This is a genomic window from Rhizobium sp. BK529 (genome assembly GCF_014194105.1).
Classification (GTDB): domain Bacteria; phylum Pseudomonadota; class Alphaproteobacteria; order Rhizobiales; family Rhizobiaceae; genus Rhizobium.
On record NZ_JACIAU010000002.1, the window covers coordinates 228,734 to 246,403 of the forward strand.

17 protein-coding genes, 2 pseudogenes and 1 riboswitch are annotated in these 17,670 nt (G+C 60.9%); of the genes and pseudogenes, 11 read left to right on the forward strand and 8 right to left on the reverse strand.

Going from position 1 to position 17,670, the window contains the following annotated elements; translation table 11 throughout:
- Position 1: 1 nt before the first annotated feature.
- Genes FHX08_RS18165 through FHX08_RS18185 form a run of 5 tightly spaced genes read right to left on the reverse strand, consistent with a single transcriptional unit; the run spans position 2 to position 4,251 of the window.
- Complete coding sequence (locus FHX08_RS18165; RefSeq protein ID WP_184327466.1) at positions 2 to 652, reverse strand: urea amidolyase associated protein UAAP2; 651 nt, start codon at positions 650 to 652, stop codon at positions 2 to 4.
- A gap of 10 nt (positions 653 to 662) precedes the next feature.
- Complete coding sequence (locus FHX08_RS18170) at positions 663 to 1,484, reverse strand: urea amidolyase associated protein UAAP1 (RefSeq protein ID WP_132654743.1); 822 nt, start codon at positions 1,482 to 1,484, stop codon at positions 663 to 665.
- Positions 1,481 to 2,305 carry an ABC transporter ATP-binding protein gene (locus FHX08_RS18175; protein ID WP_184327467.1) on the reverse strand — a complete coding sequence of 275 codons (825 nt, stop codon included), beginning with the start codon at positions 2,303 to 2,305 and terminating at the stop codon, positions 1,481 to 1,483. The genes FHX08_RS18170 and FHX08_RS18175 overlap by 4 nt, the downstream gene beginning before the upstream one ends.
- Positions 2,302 to 3,120 (reverse strand): ABC transporter permease, encoded by an 819-nt coding sequence (locus tag FHX08_RS18180; RefSeq protein ID WP_132654745.1) that lies wholly within the window; start codon positions 3,118 to 3,120, stop codon positions 2,302 to 2,304. Before FHX08_RS18180 ends, FHX08_RS18175 begins: the two co-directional genes overlap by 4 nt.
- 57 nt (positions 3,121 to 3,177) lie before the next feature.
- Entirely contained in the window at positions 3,178 to 4,251 is a 1,074-nt protein-coding gene (locus FHX08_RS18185; RefSeq protein ID WP_132654746.1) for a putative urea ABC transporter substrate-binding protein, read from the reverse strand.
- A 74-nt stretch (positions 4,252 to 4,325) separates the two neighbouring features.
- Positions 4,326 to 4,436, reverse strand: a riboswitch (guanidine-I (ykkC/yxkD leader).
- Between the two features lie 423 nt (positions 4,437 to 4,859).
- Here FHX08_RS18185 and FHX08_RS18190 point away from each other — a divergent pair.
- Positions 4,860 to 5,453: a transglutaminase-like cysteine peptidase gene (locus FHX08_RS18190; protein WP_132654747.1), complete on the forward strand. Its 594-nt coding sequence runs from the start codon at positions 4,860 to 4,862 to the stop codon at positions 5,451 to 5,453.
- Between the two features lie 85 nt (positions 5,454 to 5,538).
- Here the strand turns inward: FHX08_RS18190 and FHX08_RS18195 are convergent, their stop codons facing one another.
- Entirely contained in the window at positions 5,539 to 6,237 is a 699-nt protein-coding gene (locus tag FHX08_RS18195) for a GntR family transcriptional regulator (RefSeq protein WP_132654748.1), read from the reverse strand.
- Between the two features lie 83 nt (positions 6,238 to 6,320).
- On the opposite strand from FHX08_RS18195, the gene FHX08_RS18200 reads away from it, so the two are divergent.
- The 6 genes and pseudogenes from FHX08_RS18200 (at position 6,321) to FHX08_RS18225 (ending at position 11,894) form a co-directional block, all read left to right on the forward strand.
- A complete protein-coding gene (locus tag FHX08_RS18200; RefSeq protein ID WP_184327469.1) occupies positions 6,321 to 7,325 on the forward strand; it encodes an Ldh family oxidoreductase in 1,005 nt (334 codons plus the stop codon).
- 19 nt (positions 7,326 to 7,344) lie between these two features.
- A complete protein-coding gene (locus tag FHX08_RS18205) occupies positions 7,345 to 8,595 on the forward strand; it encodes an iron-containing alcohol dehydrogenase (protein WP_132654752.1) in 1,251 nt (416 codons plus the stop codon).
- Between the two features lie 8 nt (positions 8,596 to 8,603).
- Positions 8,604 to 8,975, forward strand: a complete 372-nt coding sequence (locus tag FHX08_RS18210) for an aldehyde dehydrogenase family protein (RefSeq protein ID WP_409527413.1) — start codon at positions 8,604 to 8,606, stop codon at positions 8,973 to 8,975.
- Positions 8,915 to 9,111 (forward strand): annotated as a pseudogene (locus FHX08_RS32060) (aldehyde dehydrogenase family protein); the annotation flags it as partial. The gene FHX08_RS18210 and the pseudogene FHX08_RS32060, both read left to right, overlap by 61 nt.
- Positions 9,112 to 9,133: 22 nt before the next feature.
- The gene (locus tag FHX08_RS18220) at positions 9,134 to 10,246 is read left to right on the forward strand and encodes a mandelate racemase/muconate lactonizing enzyme family protein (protein WP_132654756.1); all 1,113 of its coding nucleotides are present in this window, start codon (positions 9,134 to 9,136) and stop codon (positions 10,244 to 10,246) included.
- Positions 10,247 to 10,277: 31 nt separating this feature from the next.
- Complete coding sequence (locus FHX08_RS18225) at positions 10,278 to 11,894, forward strand: ABC transporter substrate-binding protein (protein ID WP_184327471.1); 1,617 nt, start codon at positions 10,278 to 10,280, stop codon at positions 11,892 to 11,894.
- A gap of 69 nt (positions 11,895 to 11,963) precedes the next feature.
- Here the strand turns inward: FHX08_RS18225 and FHX08_RS18230 are convergent, their stop codons facing one another.
- Entirely contained in the window at positions 11,964 to 12,593 is a 630-nt protein-coding gene (locus tag FHX08_RS18230) for a LysR substrate-binding domain-containing protein (protein WP_184327473.1), read from the reverse strand.
- A 105-nt stretch (positions 12,594 to 12,698) separates the two neighbouring features.
- Positions 12,699 to 12,746, reverse strand: a pseudogene (locus FHX08_RS32065) (hypothetical protein); the annotation flags it as partial.
- A gap of 92 nt (positions 12,747 to 12,838) precedes the next feature.
- Here FHX08_RS32065 and FHX08_RS18240 point away from each other — a divergent pair.
- From FHX08_RS18240 to FHX08_RS18255, 4 genes are all read left to right on the forward strand, one after another.
- Complete coding sequence (locus FHX08_RS18240; RefSeq protein WP_312862162.1) at positions 12,839 to 14,014, forward strand: ABC transporter substrate-binding protein; 1,176 nt, start codon at positions 12,839 to 12,841, stop codon at positions 14,012 to 14,014.
- A 66-nt stretch (positions 14,015 to 14,080) separates the two neighbouring features.
- On the forward strand, positions 14,081 to 15,481 hold the full coding sequence (locus FHX08_RS18245) for an adenylosuccinate lyase family protein (protein ID WP_184327475.1): 1,401 nt from the start codon (positions 14,081 to 14,083) through the stop codon (positions 15,479 to 15,481).
- Positions 15,481 to 16,461 (forward strand): ABC transporter permease, encoded by a 981-nt coding sequence (locus tag FHX08_RS18250; RefSeq protein WP_184327477.1) that lies wholly within the window; start codon positions 15,481 to 15,483, stop codon positions 16,459 to 16,461. Before FHX08_RS18245 ends, FHX08_RS18250 begins: the two co-directional genes overlap by 1 nt.
- A complete protein-coding gene (locus FHX08_RS18255; protein ID WP_184327479.1) occupies positions 16,458 to 17,663 on the forward strand; it encodes an ABC transporter permease in 1,206 nt (401 codons plus the stop codon). The genes FHX08_RS18250 and FHX08_RS18255 overlap by 4 nt, the downstream gene beginning before the upstream one ends.
- The last annotated feature ends 7 nt before the right edge of the window (positions 17,664 to 17,670 follow it).

The window sequence follows — 17,670 nt, forward strand, 5'->3', positions numbered from 1 at the left end:
CTCAGTCCTCGCCGTCCCAGATCAGCACCCGGATCGGCGTCGGGTCGAAGCCGTTGCAGGGATTGTTGATCTGCGGGCAATTGGAGATGACGCAGAGCACATCCATCTCGGCGACGAGCTCGACATAGTCGCCGGGCGCGGAGATGCCATCGACGATCGTCATCTCGCCATTCGGCTTGATCGGCACGTTCATGAAGAAATTGATGTTCGGCACGATGTCGCGCTTACTCATGCCATGTTTGCTGACCTCGAGGAGGAAGTTGTCGCGGCACGCATGCAGATATTTCGTGCCGTGGCCGAAGCGCACCGTATTGCTCTCGCAGGAGCAGGCGCCGGCCGACGTGTCATGACGGCCGCAGCTGTCGGCCGTCATGGTCAGCATGACGTTTCCTTCGTTCGACATGATCTTCGTGCCGATGCCGATATAGGCGGCGCCCTGCGTGCGCATCGTGTCCTGATTGGAATAGCGCTCGGAGAAATCATCGGCCCGGTAGAAGAGCGTGTCGATCGCCTGTTGGCCGAAACTGTCCTCTATGCGGATCGTCTGACCCTTGCGCACGATGCCGGACCATGGGGCTTCGGCCGCGATGAAATGGTCCTGAGCGGCATCCTCCAGGCTGCGGGTAGGGGAGGTCTGGATGAAATCGGACATGATCGTTTCCTCAGGCCAGCATCAGGGCATTGTTTTCGAAGCCGCGCACGGCTTCGGCCGTTGCCGTGCGGCAAAGATCATCCGCAGCCGGCACGGCCGCCCTGTAGCGGGTGATGACGACAGGCTTCGGCTGATAGGCGGGATCCGGATCGAGCGGATGCGGGCAATTGGAAAAGCCGACCAGCATGTCCATCTCGGCGCGCAGCTCGACGTAATCGCCGCTATTGGAACGCTTGCCCTGCCAGCTGAAGCCGCCGGCCTCGGCGAGGCGGACAGGGGCAAAAAGATTGAGCATACCGGGGATGTCGCGGCGATCGAGACCGAGCTTGCCGGCCACGAGGACCAGGTTGTCGCGGGTGTTGCGGGTCTTCTCGCCGGGATATTTGGCGGCGTTCGAGGCAGCCGTCGAGCCGCCCATCAGGCAGTCATGGGCGCCGGAACTATCCTCCGTCATCGAGAACATGACGCGGCCCATGTCGGAAAAGATCACGCGCCCCTTGCCGAGCGCCGTCGTCCATTGGACCTTTGCCGTATCGACAAGATTGATCCGTTCGCTGGTATCGGCGGCGCTCCAGGCGACCAGGGCCACGGTGGAATTGCCCTCGGCCTGATCGACGCGGATCGCCTCGCCGCGTTGAAGTTTCGTCGACCAATACCAGCCGCCGGGGACGGTTTCCTGATGGATGATAGCCGCGGCGGCGATTACCGGAGCCGGCAAAGGGCTTGGGCTAGGCAGGGCCTTGGGGGCGAATTCCAGCCCCTTCTTCTGATGCTCCTCATAGCGCGCGCGATTGGCGGCGATCTCTTCGGGGGAACGTCTCACATGCATCATCGCATCTCTCCTGACGGTGCCAGGTCGTCCCGGCTGCGCCCCAGGGAAGCGACCGGGCCGTCCCGGTCGGGGCTGAACATCGATGGTTCGCCGGCAAGGCGCGGCGGCCAGATGGAAATGTCCTTGGTGATAGTGGCGCCGTAGCGCTCTTTTTCTTCCGGTCGGTCGCGGCGCCGTTCGAAGGCGACGACGCGGCTTGCCAGCGTGAAGGCTTCGCGCATGTCGTGCGTGACCATGACGACTGTCATCTGCGTTTCGTGCCAGAGCCGCTTCATCAGCGTGTGGATTTCGGCGCGAATGCCGGGATCGAGCGCACCAAAGGGTTCGTCGAGAAGCAGCACCTTCGGCTTCATGATGAGCTCTTGGGCGAGCGCCAGGCGCTGCTGCATGCCGCCGGAGAGCTGAGCCGGATATTTGCTCTCCGAACCGGCGAGCCCGACCTCGGCGATCAGCTCTCGCGCTTCCGCAATGGCGTTGCGGCGCGCAGCGCCGAAGAGCCTGGCCTTGTAGCGCGCGGCGGATAGTTCCTTGCCGAGCAGCACATTGCCGAGCACCGTCAGATGCGGAAAGACGGAATAGCGTTGGAAGACGACGCCGCGATCCGCTCCCGGCTCAGGCGGCAGCGGCTCACCGTCGAGCAGGATCTTGCCCCTGGTCGGCCGCTCCTGGCCGAGCAGCATGCGCAGGAAGGTGCTTTTGCCGCAGCCCGACGGGCCGACAAGGGCGAGAAAGGCGCGCGAGGCGACGGTCAGCGACAGGTCCTCGAGCACGATCTGGTCGCCATATTCCTTCCAGACCCTTTCGATCTTCAGCTCGCTCATCCTTGCTTCTCCAGTTCCGACCACGGGAAGACGGCGATGCGCAGGCGGTCGAGGAGGGCGTTCATGACGACGGCAAGCAGGGTGATCCAGACGACATAGGGAAAGATGATGTCCATCGAGAGATAGCGGCGGACGAGAAAGATGCGGTAGCCGAGGCCGGATTCCGAGGAGATCGCCTCGGCCGCAATCAGGAACAGCCATGCGGGGCCGAGCTGCAGTTTTAGGCAGGTGATCAGCCGCGGCAGGATCTGCGGCAGCACGACACGCAGGCCGATCTGCCAGGAGGAGCCGCCGAGCGTCTCGGCCTTGACGATCTGCTCGCGCGGCAATTCCAGAGCCTTCAGTGCGAGATCACGGATCATCGTCGGCGCGACACCAATGACGATGAGGGTGATTTTCGAGGTTTCGCCGAGCCCCATGATGATGAAGAGGATCGGCAAGAGCGCCAGCGGCGGCACCATGGAGATGACGGCAATGAAAGGGGCAAGAAGCGCCCTGAGATAGGGCAGCATGCCAATCAGCATGCCGATGACGAGTGCAATCATTGTCGAGATGCCGAGGCCGGAGAGCAGGCGGATCAGGCTTGCGCCCGTGTCCGACCAGAGCAGGAATTCGCCGGTGCGCGGATCGGCGACGAAGGCCAGACGATTGATCGCATCGGCAAAGCCGGCAAGGCTCGGCAGAAGCTTGTCATTGGCGTTCGCAGCCAGTCGTGTGGCCGAGCCGAAGGCATAGGCAAGGGCAAGCAGCACGAAGGGCAGCATCATCAAGGCTAACTGTGCCCCGCGGCTCGGCCTCGTGTTGATCCAACGCATGGGAAATGCTCCGCTGGTGAAGGAGGGGAGGCGGCGGTAAACCACGCCTCCCTGCGATTAGAGCGAACCGTCGGCGGCGGCCTTCATGTAGGTCTCGGTGAAGCGCAGCTTCACATTGCCGGTATCGCCAAGAACCTTGCCATCAGGCATTTCGATGCCGATGACATCGGCTGACGGCGCACCGTTGCCGAGCAGCCCTTTTTCGAAGAGAAAGTTGCGCACCAGATCCATAGTCTTCGGCAGGCTCGGCGAGGCGGTGAAGGCAACGGCATCTGCCGGCTTGTCGAAAAGCTTGGTGGCGGCGAGTTGAGCGTCAAAGCCGGCAAGATCGGTGCCGGATGCCGAACCCATGGCCTCGCGGGCTGCCTTGCCCTCGGCGGTTTCGGCGCGCAGCAGGGCGGCCGTCTCGTACCAGATGCCGGCAAGCGCCTTGCCGAAGTTCGGATTGTCTTTCAATACGCCGCTATTGGCGACCATCAGGTCGATGATTTCGCCCGGCACCTGCGAACTGTCAAAAACCTTCTTGGCCGTGGGGTCTTCGAGGATGGTGGAGACCAGCGGGTTCCAGGTGACGACGGCGGTAACGTCTGGTGTCTTGTAGGCCGCGACCATGTCGGCGTCGGAGGTGTTGACCACCTTAACGTCACGCTCCGTCAGCTTGATGCTTTCGAGCGCGCGGGCGAGCAGGTAGTGCGAGACGGAGAATTCGACGAGGTTGACGTTCTGGCCCTTGAGATCGGCAAGGGCAGTCTTGTCCTTCAGGATGACCGCATCATTGCCGTTCGAGAAGTCGCCGACGATCACCGCTGTTGTATCGACGCCGCCGGCGGCCGGGATCGACAGGCCATCCATGTTGGTCAGCGTCACGGCATCGAAGGCTCCCGCCGTGTACTGGTTCATCGACTCCACGTAGTCATTGAACTGTGTGACATCGATCTTGATGCCGTATTTGTCGGCCCATTTCTTGACGATGCCGTGATCTGCGGCATAGCCCCAGGGCATCCAGCCGACATATATGGACCAGGCGACCTTGAATTCGCTCTTCTGCTCGGCCGTGGCGATGGAGCTGAAACCCAGCGCCAGCGACGCCGAAAGGGCGGTGATGGAAAGGATCTTCGAAAAAGTCTGCATTGAAATTCCCCTTTTGCTTTTCTTCAAAAGGGATCGGCAATGACCATCGTGCCGCCAATCCCTTGGCTTACGAGGTCTCCCGGGCTTTTGTCCCGCCGTGCACCCGACAGGATTTCTCCCCCGCCGGTGATGGCTCTCGGACCAGCCGCGCTTCAGAAAGCGCCGGAACCCTAGCCACCAACTCTGTTCATATCGAAGCAAGCGCTATGCCAGATCTTACATCCGGTTGATTTTTAATGATAAAGTTACGTTTCCTGCGGAGCGTTGCTTAAAAAGTGCATCCAGTTGCTCAATGAATGTGCATCTGGAAATAGAATTGGACCTATGTCGAGCATTGGCCTGAATACCCGCGGACCCAGAAAGTCGCGCAGGTTGCCCATCTTCGGATAGTGCGGCGCTCCTATTGAAATGGCTGCGACAGTCTAGTTTAAATTGTTGAATCGTGGAATATGATCGAATAGTTGCATTTCCGAGGCGGTCGTCGGTGCGGCTTCGGATGGGATCAGCGATCATCGGGCCAGCTTTCGAATGACGACTGCCCAATGGTTTCGTCACCGACGCCAGTTGACTCGAACATCGGTCGATGAGGTAGCGCATGGAGGTTGCAAATGTCTCGCCATAAGCTGTCTTTCGTTCTCGTGCTTGCATCGCTGCTTGCTGCCCAGACTGTAGAAGCGGACGGTCCCGGCGGTGTTGCCCGTAGCTTCAAGTCGGCACCAATATTCCTTTATATTTCCGAAGGACGCCGGACTGCCGCGCCCTTTGCGCACGTAATGTTTTGTGCCCGACATCCGGATGAGTGCTCTGTTCGCGGTAAAGCTTCGCAAATCCTGCTGAGCCCTTTTGCAGACAAGCAGCTTCACGCTGTTAACGCCTCGGTCAACGGCTCGATTCGTCCGGTCGACGAGCAGTCCGATCAGGGCGATGTCTGGCAGGAGAACGTCGAGTCCGGCGATTGCGAGGATTATGCGCTGACAAAGCGTGACCACCTGATCGCGCTGGGCTGGCCGTCGAAAGCATTGCGCATTGCCGTCACCAAGACGTCCAGCGGCAAAGGCCACGCGGTCCTGGTCGTCAGGACCGACCGTGGCGACCTGGTGCTTGACAACCGTACGAATGAAATCAGGGACTGGAAGGATGCCGATCTTCGCTGGCTGATGATCCAGTCTGGCGAAGACCCGCGCGTATGGTTCGAACTTTAGATCCAGCGGACCGGTTTCCGATGCCGGCTTCGTTCGGTGACATCGCGTTCGAGCTCATCGAGCCGTGCAAGACAGCAAGGCGGCCCTATTCTCCGGTAAAGATGACCATGAAGCGCTTGCGCGACCGTTCGATATGGTCGCGCATCGCTGCTTCGGACGCAGCCGAATCCCGTTGCTTGATGGCGAGAATGATGCGGGCATGTTCATCGTTCGCGTCGGATGTCGCGCGCGAATGAAAATAAAGGCGGAACAGATGCACATGCGTGTGCAGGCGCGTCAGCGTTTCGTGGATGAGGCCGTTCCCGCTGCCGAGTGCGATCATGTCGTGAAAGGCGCCGTCGCTCTGGGCGAACCGACCATAGGCTAGCCGCGCATCCTCTTGCCGGATGCTACGCATTTCGCCATCGATGGCTTCGAGAGAGGCAATCATCTCCTCACTCATCATTTCGGCGGCGCGAGCTGCGGCGAAAGGTTCGACGAGCAGCCGCAGTTCGTAAAGTTCCTGCAATCGGTAGCGATCCATCTGCGGGGCCGCACTGTAGCCGATCAGATGCGTCTTGACGACGAGGCCTTGAGCTTCCAGCCGCGAAAGCGCTTCGCGGATCGGCGTCTGCGAAACCCCGAGCTCGCGAACGAGGTTATCGACGGATATACGGCCTCCGGGTGGAATCTTGAGCGACATCAGCTGCGCATAGATGGCGCTGTAGACCTCGTCTCCAAGGCGCGGCGGGCGACGCAGCAGGCCGGTCTCGTTTCGAATTGAGCCGTTAATCTCTTTTGCCATTCTCGATATGCTCCCTTGACGCCAAATCCTCCTATCAGCATAGTGGCCTCGCTGCAATCAGATATCCGATCGGATTTTACGTCGTGACTGTTGTTGATGCCGCCCGTCTCGCGAATCTTGCTGACTGTGCTCTTGAGAGGGCTGGCGTCCCTAGTGACCATGCGATCCAACAGCGCGATCTGCTGATGGAAGCGGAATTGCGCGGCGTATCGTCCCATGGGCTGTTGCGGCTCGACCGTATCATCCGGCGTATCCAGAATGGCGTGACCAATCCGAAGGCGCGCGGCAGCCACGAATGGCGGGGAAGCGCCTTCCTCGCAGTTAACGGCGAACGGGGCCTTGGGCCTGTGATCGCCAATGCGGCGCTGGAGGCCTTAAAGACGAGGGCGACGGAGACCGGCGTCGCCATTGGCGCCATCCGCAATTCCAATCATATCGGCATGCTTGGCTGGTACGCCGAACGTATCGCCACGGACGGCTTCACCATCATCGCGCTTTCGACCAGCGAGGCGCTGGTGCATCCATGGGGTGCCCGCAAGGCCATGCTCGGCACCAATCCTATCTCCATCGGCGTCCCGACCGGCGGTCAGCCATTCATGATGGACACCGCAACCAGCTTAGTCTCTATGGGCGAGATCCACGATCACGCCAGCCGCGGGCAAGCGATTCCGCCCCATTGGGCGCTCGATGCCGACGGCAATCCGACGACCGATGCCAATGCGGCAAAGAACGGCTCGATCGCGCCCTTCGGACAGGCCAAGGGCTATGCGCTCGGCCTCGGCTTCGAGCTTATGGTCAGCAGCCTGACGTGTGCCGCGCTCGGCCGTGACGTCCGTGGCACGCTTGACGATACCAGCGTCTGCAACAAGGGCGATCTCTTCATCGTCATCGACGGCCCGCGCCGCGACCTGCAGGCATATCTTCAAGACATTCGCAATGCACTGCCGGCGGAAGGCTTTTCCGAGGTGCTCGTCCCGGGCGAGCGTGGCCGCGCCTGCCGCGACAAGCGCTTGAGCGAAGGCGTCCCGATCGCGGACGAGGTCTGGGAACGCCTACAGGTATTGGCCGGCGTCAAGGCCGCGGCATAGAAATTCAGGAGGTTTGGATTTGTCGCTATTTGGAGCCATGCGCACACCGCGCAATCTCGTCTTCGGGGCGGGTCAGCGCGGCGCACTTCCAGGCTATGCGGCCAGGCTCGGCCGCCGTGCGCTCGTCGTTACGGATGCCCGCTTGAGTGAAGACGCCGATTTCCGCAGGCTCATGGATGGGCTGAAGGCCGCAGGCGTCGAGTTCAGCATCTTCGACGGCACGATTGCCGAACTGCCGCTCGAATGTATCGCCAAGGGTGTCGAAACCGGCAAGGCCTTCGGCGTCGATCTTGTCATCGGAATCGGCGGCGGCAGTTGCCTCGATGCAGCCAAGGTCGCGGCCCTGCTGCTCGCCCATCCCGGCAAGGCCTCGGACTACTACGGCGAATTCAAGGTTCCTGGGCCCGTCCTGCCGCTCATTCTGCTGCCGACCACGTCGGGAACCGGTTCGGAAGTGACGCCGGTCGCTGTGATCACCGACCCGGACCGGGCGATCAAGGTTGGTATCGCCAGCCCGCACCTGATCTGCCATACCGCGATCTGTGACCCCGAACTGACCTATTCTTGCCCGCCCGTCCTGACTGCCGTCTCCGGCGCGGATGCGCTGACGCATGCAATCGAAGCCTATACGACGATCCGTCGCCAGCCGACGGCAAGCATCGTCCACGAGCATGTCTTCCTCGGCAAAAATGCCTTGAGCGACGCCTATGCGCTGATGGCGATCTCCCACATTTCCGCCAGCCTGAAGCGCGCGTGTGAGAACGGCAATGACCGGGAAGCCCGCGAACGCCTGATGTTAGGAGCCACCGCCGCCGGGCTTGCCTTCGGCACGGCCGGGACGGCGGCGGCGCATGCCGTGCAATATCCCGTAGGCGCGATGACGCATACCGCACATGGAGCAGGGGTGGCCGTAATGATGCCCTATGTGATGGAATTCAACCGCAGCTATTGCGAACTGGAGCTTGCCGAGATCGGCCAGGCGATGGGGCTGGAGCTTGCGGACAAGTCCATCTCCGAAAGGGCTGACGCCACGATCGATGCTGTCGCCACCATCTTCGCGTCCATCGGTATCCCGAAAACCATTGCCGATCTAGGCATCGTCGTGGCGCAACTGCCCCAGGTGGCTGAACAGGCCATGAGCAGCGCCCGGCTGATCAAGAACAATCCGCGTCCTCTCGACCTGACGACGATGGCGATCCTGGTGAACGCTGCCTTCACAGGCGATCGGGCCCGCCTGAGAGCCAACGCAGGTGCACGAAAGATAAACTGACGATGACAATGACGCAGAAGATTACCCCGCAGGTCGGTTTCGATCTCAAATCTGTTCCGACCGATCTTTTCATCGGCGGCAAATCGCGGGACGGTTCGTCCGGCAAGCGTCTCGATGTCTTCGACCCCTCGACCGGTGTGGTGATCGCCGCTGTGGCGGACGCCTCGATCGAGGATGCGCTCGATGCTGTGAGTGCCGCTTACGAGGCTGGACCGGCCTGGGCAGCGACGGCTCCGCGCAGGAAGTCGGAGATCCTGCGCCGTTGCTTCGAGTTGATGATCGAAGGCAAGGACATGCTTGCCGAGCTCATCAGCCTAATGTCTATACACGCGATCTCGCCCGCGGCCTGCGCGTTTCGAAGCGACTGGAGGCTGGCATGATCGGCCTCAACCGCGGCATCGTCTCGGACCCGCCGCGCCATTCGGCGGCGTCAAGCAGAGCGGCCTCGGGCGCGAAGGCGCTCATCACGGCATCCTGGAATCTTCGGAGACCAAATATATCGCGGCCACCTGGTAGGCCGCATTAGGGAGGAAGAACATTGAAGATTACCAAAGTTGAACCTTTTCAGATAACGCTTGGCGAAGGTGCCGGCTCATCGAAGAGCGCGTTCGTCCGCATCGAGACGGAGGATGGCGAATTTGGCCTCGGCGAAGCCTCGCCCATGCAGGGGGGCTATGCCTCGCTGGTCGTCATCGCCCGGGACATGGCGCCGTTTCTGGTGGGCAAAGATGTTCTCGATCATGCGGTTCTGCTCGATCAGCTTTTTCATCGCTGCGTGAAGCTCGGACCGGAAGGTATTACCACTGCGGCTCTTGCCGCTCTTGATATTGCTCTTTGGGATCTGAAGGGAAAGCTGTTCAAGCAGCCTGTCTATAAGTTGCTCGGCGGTGCCTGGAAAACCAGCCTTACCTGCTATTCATCGATCGGCGGTAACGCGGCAAGAACGGTCGACGAGGTTGTCCGCATCGTCGAAAGGCGCGTCGCCAAGGAAAATCCAGCTGCCGTCAAGATCCGCTGGGACGGCGACCGTAGCCGTCAAGATGTCGATATCCCCGGCGACATCGCCAAGGCAAAAGCCGTGCGCAAGCTGCTCGGTGATGATTTCGTTCTCGGCTTCGACGCCAATAATGGCTATTCCGTCGGCGGCGCCATGCGCGTCGGCCGCGTCTTGGAGGATCTGGGCTACACCTGGTTTGAGGAGCCGGTGCAGCACTATAACGTCCGCGCCATGGGTGAGGTCGCGCAACGGCTCGACATTACCGTCTCGGCCGGAGAACAGACCTACACGTTGCAGGCCCTGCGCGATCTCATCGATGCAGGTGTCCGTATGGTCCAGCCCGACATCGTCAAGATGGGCGGTATTACCGGCATCATGAAATGTGCAGCCATCGCACATGCCGCCGGCGTCGAGCTCGTGCCGCACCAGACGCAGCCGACCGTCGGCCATCTCGCCAATATTCACGTTCTCAGCACCATCATGCATTTAGCCAAGCCGGTTGAACTGGCGGATAACTGGGAGAGAGGAGCTCCCGTATTTGTCAATCCATCGGAGCCGAAGAACGGCCGGTTCGAACTGCCGCAGGCACCGGGCCTCGGTATGGAATTCGATGCCGCTGAAATGGAGCGGCGCAAAATCGCAATTCAGCATTAGCCGCAGCAACACTATCCTTGGGAGGAAGGAAATGAGCTCGTCACGTAGAGAATTTCTGGTTCAATCCGGACTGGCCGTCACGACGGCCGCCGTCGCTTCGACGATCGGTCTGGGCAGAGCCCGAGCCGGCGATATGGACACGATTTCGATCGCGCTCGCATCCCGCGCACCGGTCGGCCTCAATCCACAACAGACTGGCCTGAACGGTGGTGACAACTGGGCGGTCAACCAGCTCTTCGACACGCTGGTGAAGCCACCGGAGGGTCGTTGGGCCGTCAAGCCGGATGAATTCCTGCCGAGCATTGCTGAGAGTTGGGAATCGTCGGCCGATGCCAAGACATGGACGTACAAGATCCGCAAGGGCGTCAAATTCCACAAGAACTACGGCGAGGTCACGGCCGACGATGTGGTCTTCACTTTCCAGCGGCAGCTCGACCCCAAGCAGGTGACGGCAAACAAGGTGATCTACGCCAATATCGCCAGCTGCGAAGCCGTCGATCCCATGACCGTCCGCTTCACCCTGAAGAGCCCTGACCCGCTCTTCAATGGAAGCTGCGCTTCCACACTCAGCGTCTCGATTTTATCGAAGAAGGCATTCGAGGAAAAAGGGGAGCGGTTCAATACCGACGCGATCGGTACTGGGCCGTATCAGCTTCAAACCTTTGATGCCAATGACGGCCTTCTTCTCACTGCCTTTCCTGAACACTTCGACGGACCGCCGGCGACCCCCAATCTTCGCATTACCTTCATCGCCGATACGACCGCACGAACGCTCGCTTTCGCGGCCGGTCAGGTCGACATGATCGAAGGCGTGCGCGCGCCGGGATGGATCGAGACGATGAAGCAGCGGTCGGCTGACACCATCTTCGACGCGACGGCTCCTGGCTCGCACAACACGCTGAACATCAATCTGACGCGCAAGCCGCTGGACAATCTGAAGGTCCGTCAAGCGATCCGCTATGGCATCGACAATGCGGCGATTGCCGCCGCTTTCCAGGGCATCGCAAGCCCTATGGTCGGGATTATCGCCTCGCAATTTGCAGGCTCGGTAAAGGTGGCGGATCTACCTGTGGAACTGCAATACAAACCGGATCCGGCAAAGGCCAAGGCACTGCTTGCCGAGGCGGGCTTTCCCAACGGCGTTACCATTCCCTGCTATGTCAGCCAGCGGGAAGACTATGCCTCGATCATGCTGATGATCCAGGAGCAGTTGCGCACCTCGGGTATTACGCTCGACCTGAAGATCATCGATCACACCACGTTCCACTCCGACAATCGCCAGGACAAGAACGCGCTCGCGCTTTATTCCTCGAGCTTCCCGCCGGTTCCAACGCTGACGCTCGCATCCCAGCTCGCCGCTTCCGCGGAGGTCAAGACCGACGGCAAGGGTGGCGGCAATTACAGCCACTACGGCGTCGCTATTCCCGGGATCGACGACCTCCTTGCCAAAGCGCAGAACGAGCCGGACTTCGACAAGCGCATCGCCCTCATTCAGGAGGCGGAGAAGAAGGTGCTGACGGACCTGCCGCTGCTTGGCGTCATCGCGCTGTCCTACGTGATCGCCAGGAACCCGCGGGTCGATATCGGCTACAAGGTCGAGTCGGGACCGGCCTATTGGTCGCTCGCAAAAGCCAAACGCGTCGGCTGAGGCGGGATCGTCCTGTTTGGTTGAGGATCGGTGGCGGTCGCTAGCCGGCGTACGGCAGACGGTGCACCGCTACTCCATCAGCTCCTCTCCAAGCCAGTTGCGGAAGAGGCGGAACGTTCTGGATCGAAGCTTCGATTCGGCGAACAGGAAGAAGTAGTGTTCGTGTACCGTTTCGTTTTCGAAGAGGACGACGAGCTGGCCGTGGGCGAGCTCCTGCTCGACCAGCCGACGGCGCACGATGGCGATACCGAGACCTTCGACGGCGGCGGTCGGTTCAAGCCCGGAGCTTTCCATGTCAATGAAGCGCGTATGGGCGAAGATCCTTGGCGCGCGGGGGCCGAGCCAGCGTTCCCAGTTGCGGGTGAATTCGGCCGAGCGTAAAAGTGTATGGCACTCCAGATCGTCAGGTGTTTCGAGTTTCGGGGCGCGGCGCAGATACGAGGGGCTACAGACCGGTGTCAGGTCGGCGTCGCCGAGCATTTCACAGACGAAGCCCTTGCGGCTGACCGCTTCGCCGACATGAATGGTGCCGTCAACGCTCTCGATCTCTTGAGCGCCGGTGACGAATTTCACCACGATATCAGGGCTGCAGGCGTAAAGTGTGCCGAGCGCCGGCATGATACATTTTTGCAAAAAGACGCGCGGGCTGCCGATTACCAGCGGCCGCCGTTCAATGCCGACGGCAAGATCGCTCGTCACACCGCGGATCGCATCGAGCGAGCCATGAATTTTCGCCCAGTAGACCTCACCGGCAGGCGTAAACGAAATGCGCCGATGCGACCGCTCGAAGAGATCGCAGCCGAGAAAGGTTTCGAGATTCTGGATCTGCCGACTGACGGCGCCGGCCGTCAGGCAGAGTTCGTCAGCCGCCTTGCCCCGGTCTCTTTTCCAGTTTCATCGCCACGATCGCGGGCATCAAGGATATCGGCGACGGAAAGATTGAGATCGACACCAAGAAGCCCGATCCGAACCTTCTGCGCAGCCTCAGCAATATCGGCATCGTCGAAAACCCCACGGGCCGTACGCTGGCCTATGACGACAAGACTTGCGGCAATGACAACTGGCTGGATACGGCCGGCTTCAACAATGGCAAAGTCTCGCCCGGTATTGGCCATTACAAGGTCAAGACGTTCACACCCGATGTCGAGATCGCGCTGGAGCGCAACGAACAATATTACGGCACGCCCGCCGCCTACGATACCGTGCTGGTCAAATCGCTGCCCGATAACAGTGCCCGCATCGCTGCACTACTCGGTGGCTCGGTGGACGTCATCAATGCCGTGCCGATCAATAGCATCGACAGTATCCAGTCCTCCGACAAGCTGCATCTTTCCTCCATGCCTTCGACGTTGTTAATCTTCCTGCTGCCAGACCAGGGCCAGGAACCGACGCCGAAAGTTTCCGGCACGAATGGCAAGAATCCTTTCCTCGATCCGCGCGTGCGCCGGGCGCTGAGCCTCGCCATCAACCGCGACGAGATCGCCGAGAAGATCATGGGCGGCATGGCGCAGCCAGCGAGCCAGATCATCGTCGACGGCATCTTCGGACATAATCCGACGCTCGAACCCTACCCCTACGATCCGCAGGAGGCAAAGCGCCTGCTCGCGGAGGCCGGCTATCCGAACGGCTTCTCGCTGACGCTGAGCGCGCCCAGCGACCGTTACGTCAACGGCGCGCAGGTGGCCCAGGCAGTCACGGCCATGCTTTCGCAGATCGGACTCAACGTGACGCTCGAGACTTTCCCGCTCAGTATCTACTTCACCAAGGCGAGCGCTTACGAATTCAGCCTCTACCTCGCGGGCGCTGCCGCCGATACCGGCGAGGGCCTCAGCCAGATGATCAATGTCGTCGGCACCCGCAATCCGGATCGCGGCTGGGGTGGCGCCAATCGTGGCCGCTATTCGAGCCCGGTGACCGACAAGTTCCTGGAAGAGGCGCAGTCGACGCTCGACGACGCCAAGCGAGAGGAATTGCTCCGTTCCGCCGTCGCCCAATCCCGCAAGGACGAGGCTTTGGTGCCGCTCTATCACGAGTTCGGCGTCTGGGGCGTGCGCAACGGCGTGCATTTCGATGCCAATGCAAACCTGACCAACATTTTCTATACAGCGCGTCCCGAATAACGCGCGGCAACTTGGCAAGGCGGCTTCGTTCCGCCTTGCTCCTTCCTCACGAGAGTTCGAAGCCAAATGGGTACTGAATTCAACGACGCGCTCGCGTCGCAATACGACTATCGAGGACTGCGGGAAGCCTTTGCGGCACCTGCGCTCTACCAGGCTTTCCTTGATGTCGAGAAGGCCGTGGCGCTCGCTCAGGGGGAGCTCGGCATGATACCGGCGGCCTCGGCCACTGTTATCGCCGACCATTGCCGCTGTGAACGTCTCGACATGCAGAGGTTCGAAGTCTCCTACCGCACAACCCGACATCCGTTGATGCCGCTCATCAACGAACTCGTCAGGCTCTGCGGACCCGAGCACGGCGGTTACGTCCACTGGGGTATCACGACGCAGAACGTCATCCAGACAGGTCTGCTCCTGGTCGCCAAGCGTGCGCAGACGGTGCTTGACGGACTGCTCGCCGATATCCTGCGTCATCTCGGACGCCATGCGCGCAACCACGCCAATACTGTCATGGCAGGGCGGACCCATTACCGCCACGCCGTGCCAATCACCTTCGGCTTCAAGGTCGCCGTCTGGATCGAGGAATTCCTGCAGGCCGCGGACCGGCTGAAGGAAGCCGAAAAGCGGGCTTTCGTGGTCATGACTGGCGGCGCGGTCGGCTGCTTCTCGGCGCTCGGCCGTGAAGGCCCTGCCTTCCAGTCGCGTGTCGCTGCCTTGCTCGGCATGGGGGAGATGGCAATTCCCTCGCGGGCGATCCGCACGCATATGTGCGAATATGTCAATGCACTGAGCCTTGCGGCCTCCGTCTGCCATAAGATCGCCGAGGAGGTCTATCAGAGCGCATCGGAAGAATACGGAGAGTTGCATGAGGGTCGTATCGAAGGCACCATCGGCTCCTCCACCATGCCGCAGAAGATCAACCCCATCCTCTGCTACGGCATCGTCGCCAACAGCAACAGGCTCTATTCCTGCGCCGGCATGCTGATGGCGACAGCACACCGCCCCTTCGAGTCGGACGGAAGCGCCAATCAGATGTTCGAGGACGGACTGGCCGAGGTCATCAACGCCATTTCCGAAATCCTCGTGCGGACCGAACTTCTGGTGCGTGACCTCCATGTCGATACGGCACGGATGCGGGCCAATCTCGACCTGTCGCATGGTTCGATCTTCGGCGAATATGCCATGATGCAGCTCGGCAAAACGCTCGGCAAGCATCGGGGCCACGAGCTGGTGCATGACGCCGCGATCGCTGCGGCCGATGGGAAGTCGCCGTTCCTGGAGGAGCTTGCGCATCTGCCGGGTGGCGCGCAGCTCGCCTCGGATATCGAAGGCCGACTCGAAAAGGGCAGCATCAGCGGCATCTGCGCCGAATATGCGCAGTATTATGGATCACTGGCCGCTGATATCGCGGAGGCGATCCCGACGGCCGAAGCGCGCAACATCAACGTCTACCTGAGGGCCGACCGCTGATGCTCCCCTTCGTGCTGCAACGCCTGCTGCAAAGTATAATCGTCGTCCTTGTTCTGTCGGTCGTGCTTTTCGTCGGTGTCTGGATGATCGGCAATCCGGCCGATATCCTGATCTCCTCGGAGGCCTCCGAGGCGGACCGGCTTGCGGCGATCACCGCGCTCGGCCTCGACAAGCCGCTCTGGCAGCAATATCTCGTCTTTCTGAACAATGCCGCCCATGGCGACTGGGGCGCCTCCTTCGTCTATAAGGAGCCGGCGGTCAGCATCATCCTGCAGCGCCTGCCGGCAAGTCTGGAACTCGGCGCGGTCGCCTTCATTATCGCGATCGCGATTTCTGTGCCTGCCGGGCTTTATGCGGGGCTGAGACCACAATCGCCGATCGGCCGCGGTATCATGGCCTTCTCGCTGATCGGCGTCAGCATTCCCACCTTTTGGCAAGGCATGCTGCTGATCGTCGCCTTCGGCATTGCACTCCCAATCCTGCCCGTCGGCGACAGGGGACAGGTCGCCACCCATCTCGGCATCACCACCAGTCTCTGGACGCTCGATGGCTGGTCGCACATCGTCATGCCTGCCTTCAGCCTGGCGCTTCTGAAGATGTCGCTCCTGATGCGTGTCACGCGCGCTGCAACGATGGAAATCTCGCGCCTCGATTTCATCAAGTTCGCTTATGCCAAGGGCGTGCGCACCCGCAAGGTTGTCGTCGGCCATATCCTGCGCAATGCGCTGGTGCCGCTGATCACCGTCACCGGCATCGAACTCGGCAATCTACTCGCCTATGGCGTCATCACCGAAACAGTCTTTTCGTGGCCGGGGCTCGGCAAACTTCTCATCAACTCGATCAAGGTTCTCGACCGACCGCTAATCGTCGCGCAGCTCACCTATACGGCGCTACTCTTCATCGCCATCAATTTCATCGTCGATGTCCTGCATATGGCGATCGATCCGCGCGTCAAATCCGTTCTGAGGCGCGCATCATGAGCACTACCGGTTTCAGGGACTTCGCGCAGCGTTTTGCAGAAAGCCGCAGTGCCGTCATCAGCCTTCTCATCTGTCTCGTCTTCGTGTTCTGCGCACTCTTTGCGCCGCTGATTTCACCCACCGATCCTTACGACCTGACCAAGCTGCAGCTTTCGGATGCGCTGAAGCCTGCCGGCTCCAAACACGTGTTGCCCGGTGAAGAGATCCGCGCCGATTTCCGTATTGAAGGAGCCGCGATCTCGGCCCAGCCCGCCGCGACGGCCCAGACCCGCGAGACGATCGTCACGACGTCCTGCGGCGAGAACTGTCTGAGCGTCGGCATCCAACCGGAAGGCACGCCGCTCGCCAGCCTGCAGATCCGCAACCTGCCGGCGGGTGTGACAATCGAGGGCGGCAAGAAACACATCGTCCAGCCCTGGTGGACGGTTACCAATCCCGAGGGCGGCAAGGTCAGGCTGACCGGAACGCTTCCGACGAATTTCAGCTTCGTCGCCATCGCGAAGTCGATGGATCAGGAAACCGGCTTCGTCTTCCGCCTCGGTACCGACAGCTTCGGCCGCGATATGCTTTCGGCGATCCTTTACGGCATCCGCATCAGCGTCTTCGTCGGTCTCGTGGCGGCGGGCTCCGCTTTGGTGATCGGTACCGGTCTCGGGTTGCTTTCTGCCTGGCGGGGCGGAGTGACAGACGCGCTCATCATGCGCGCCGTCGACTTCATGCTCGGCCTGCCGGCACTGCTCGTCGGTCTGGCGATCCTCGCCATCCTCGGTAACGGCGTCAGCAAGGTGGTGCTCGCCATCGTCATTGTGCAATGGTCTTACTATGCGCGCACCGCACGCTCCTTCGCCATGAGTGAGCTCGGCAAGGAATATGTCGAGGCGGCCCGCTGTCTGCGCCTTTCGCCGATGCGTATCATGCTGCGTCACGTGCTGCCGAACTGCATGCCGCAGATCATCGTGCTCTTCACGTTGAATATCGCCGCTGCGATCTCGCTGGAATCCTCGCTGAGTTTCCTCGGCGTCGGCCTGCCCCTGAGCCGCCCCTCGCTCGGCATGCTGATTGCCAGCGGCTATGAATTCATCTTCTCGCATAAATACTGGATCAGCATCTATCCGGGTGTTGCCTTGCTGGTGATGATCGTCGCCATGAACCTGCTCGGCGATCGGCTGCGCGATCTCAACAATCCGCGACTCGACCACTAGAGGAGCC

Coding starts and splice junctions, on each gene's coding strand:
- FHX08_RS18165 (WP_184327466.1), bottom strand. CDS start 652: ATGTCCGATTTCATCCAGACCTCCCCTACCCGCAGCCTGGAGGATGCC.
- FHX08_RS18170 (WP_132654743.1), bottom strand. CDS start 1,484: ATGATGCATGTGAGACGTTCCCCCGAAGAGATCGCCGCCAATCGCGCG.
- FHX08_RS18175 (WP_184327467.1), bottom strand. CDS start 2,305: ATGAGCGAGCTGAAGATCGAAAGGGTCTGGAAGGAATATGGCGACCAG.
- FHX08_RS18180 (WP_132654745.1), bottom strand. CDS start 3,120: ATGCGTTGGATCAACACGAGGCCGAGCCGCGGGGCACAGTTAGCCTTG.
- FHX08_RS18185 (WP_132654746.1), bottom strand. CDS start 4,251: ATGCAGACTTTTTCGAAGATCCTTTCCATCACCGCCCTTTCGGCGTCG.
- FHX08_RS18190 (WP_132654747.1), top strand. CDS start 4,860: ATGTCTCGCCATAAGCTGTCTTTCGTTCTCGTGCTTGCATCGCTGCTT.
- FHX08_RS18195 (WP_132654748.1), bottom strand. CDS start 6,237: ATGGCAAAAGAGATTAACGGCTCAATTCGAAACGAGACCGGCCTGCTG.
- FHX08_RS18210 (WP_409527413.1), top strand. CDS start 8,604: ATGACGCAGAAGATTACCCCGCAGGTCGGTTTCGATCTCAAATCTGTT.
- FHX08_RS18225 (WP_184327471.1), top strand. CDS start 10,278: ATGAGCTCGTCACGTAGAGAATTTCTGGTTCAATCCGGACTGGCCGTC.
- FHX08_RS18245 (WP_184327475.1), top strand. CDS start 14,081: ATGGGTACTGAATTCAACGACGCGCTCGCGTCGCAATACGACTATCGA.
- FHX08_RS18250 (WP_184327477.1), top strand. CDS start 15,481: ATGCTCCCCTTCGTGCTGCAACGCCTGCTGCAAAGTATAATCGTCGTC.
- FHX08_RS18255 (WP_184327479.1), top strand. CDS start 16,458: ATGAGCACTACCGGTTTCAGGGACTTCGCGCAGCGTTTTGCAGAAAGC.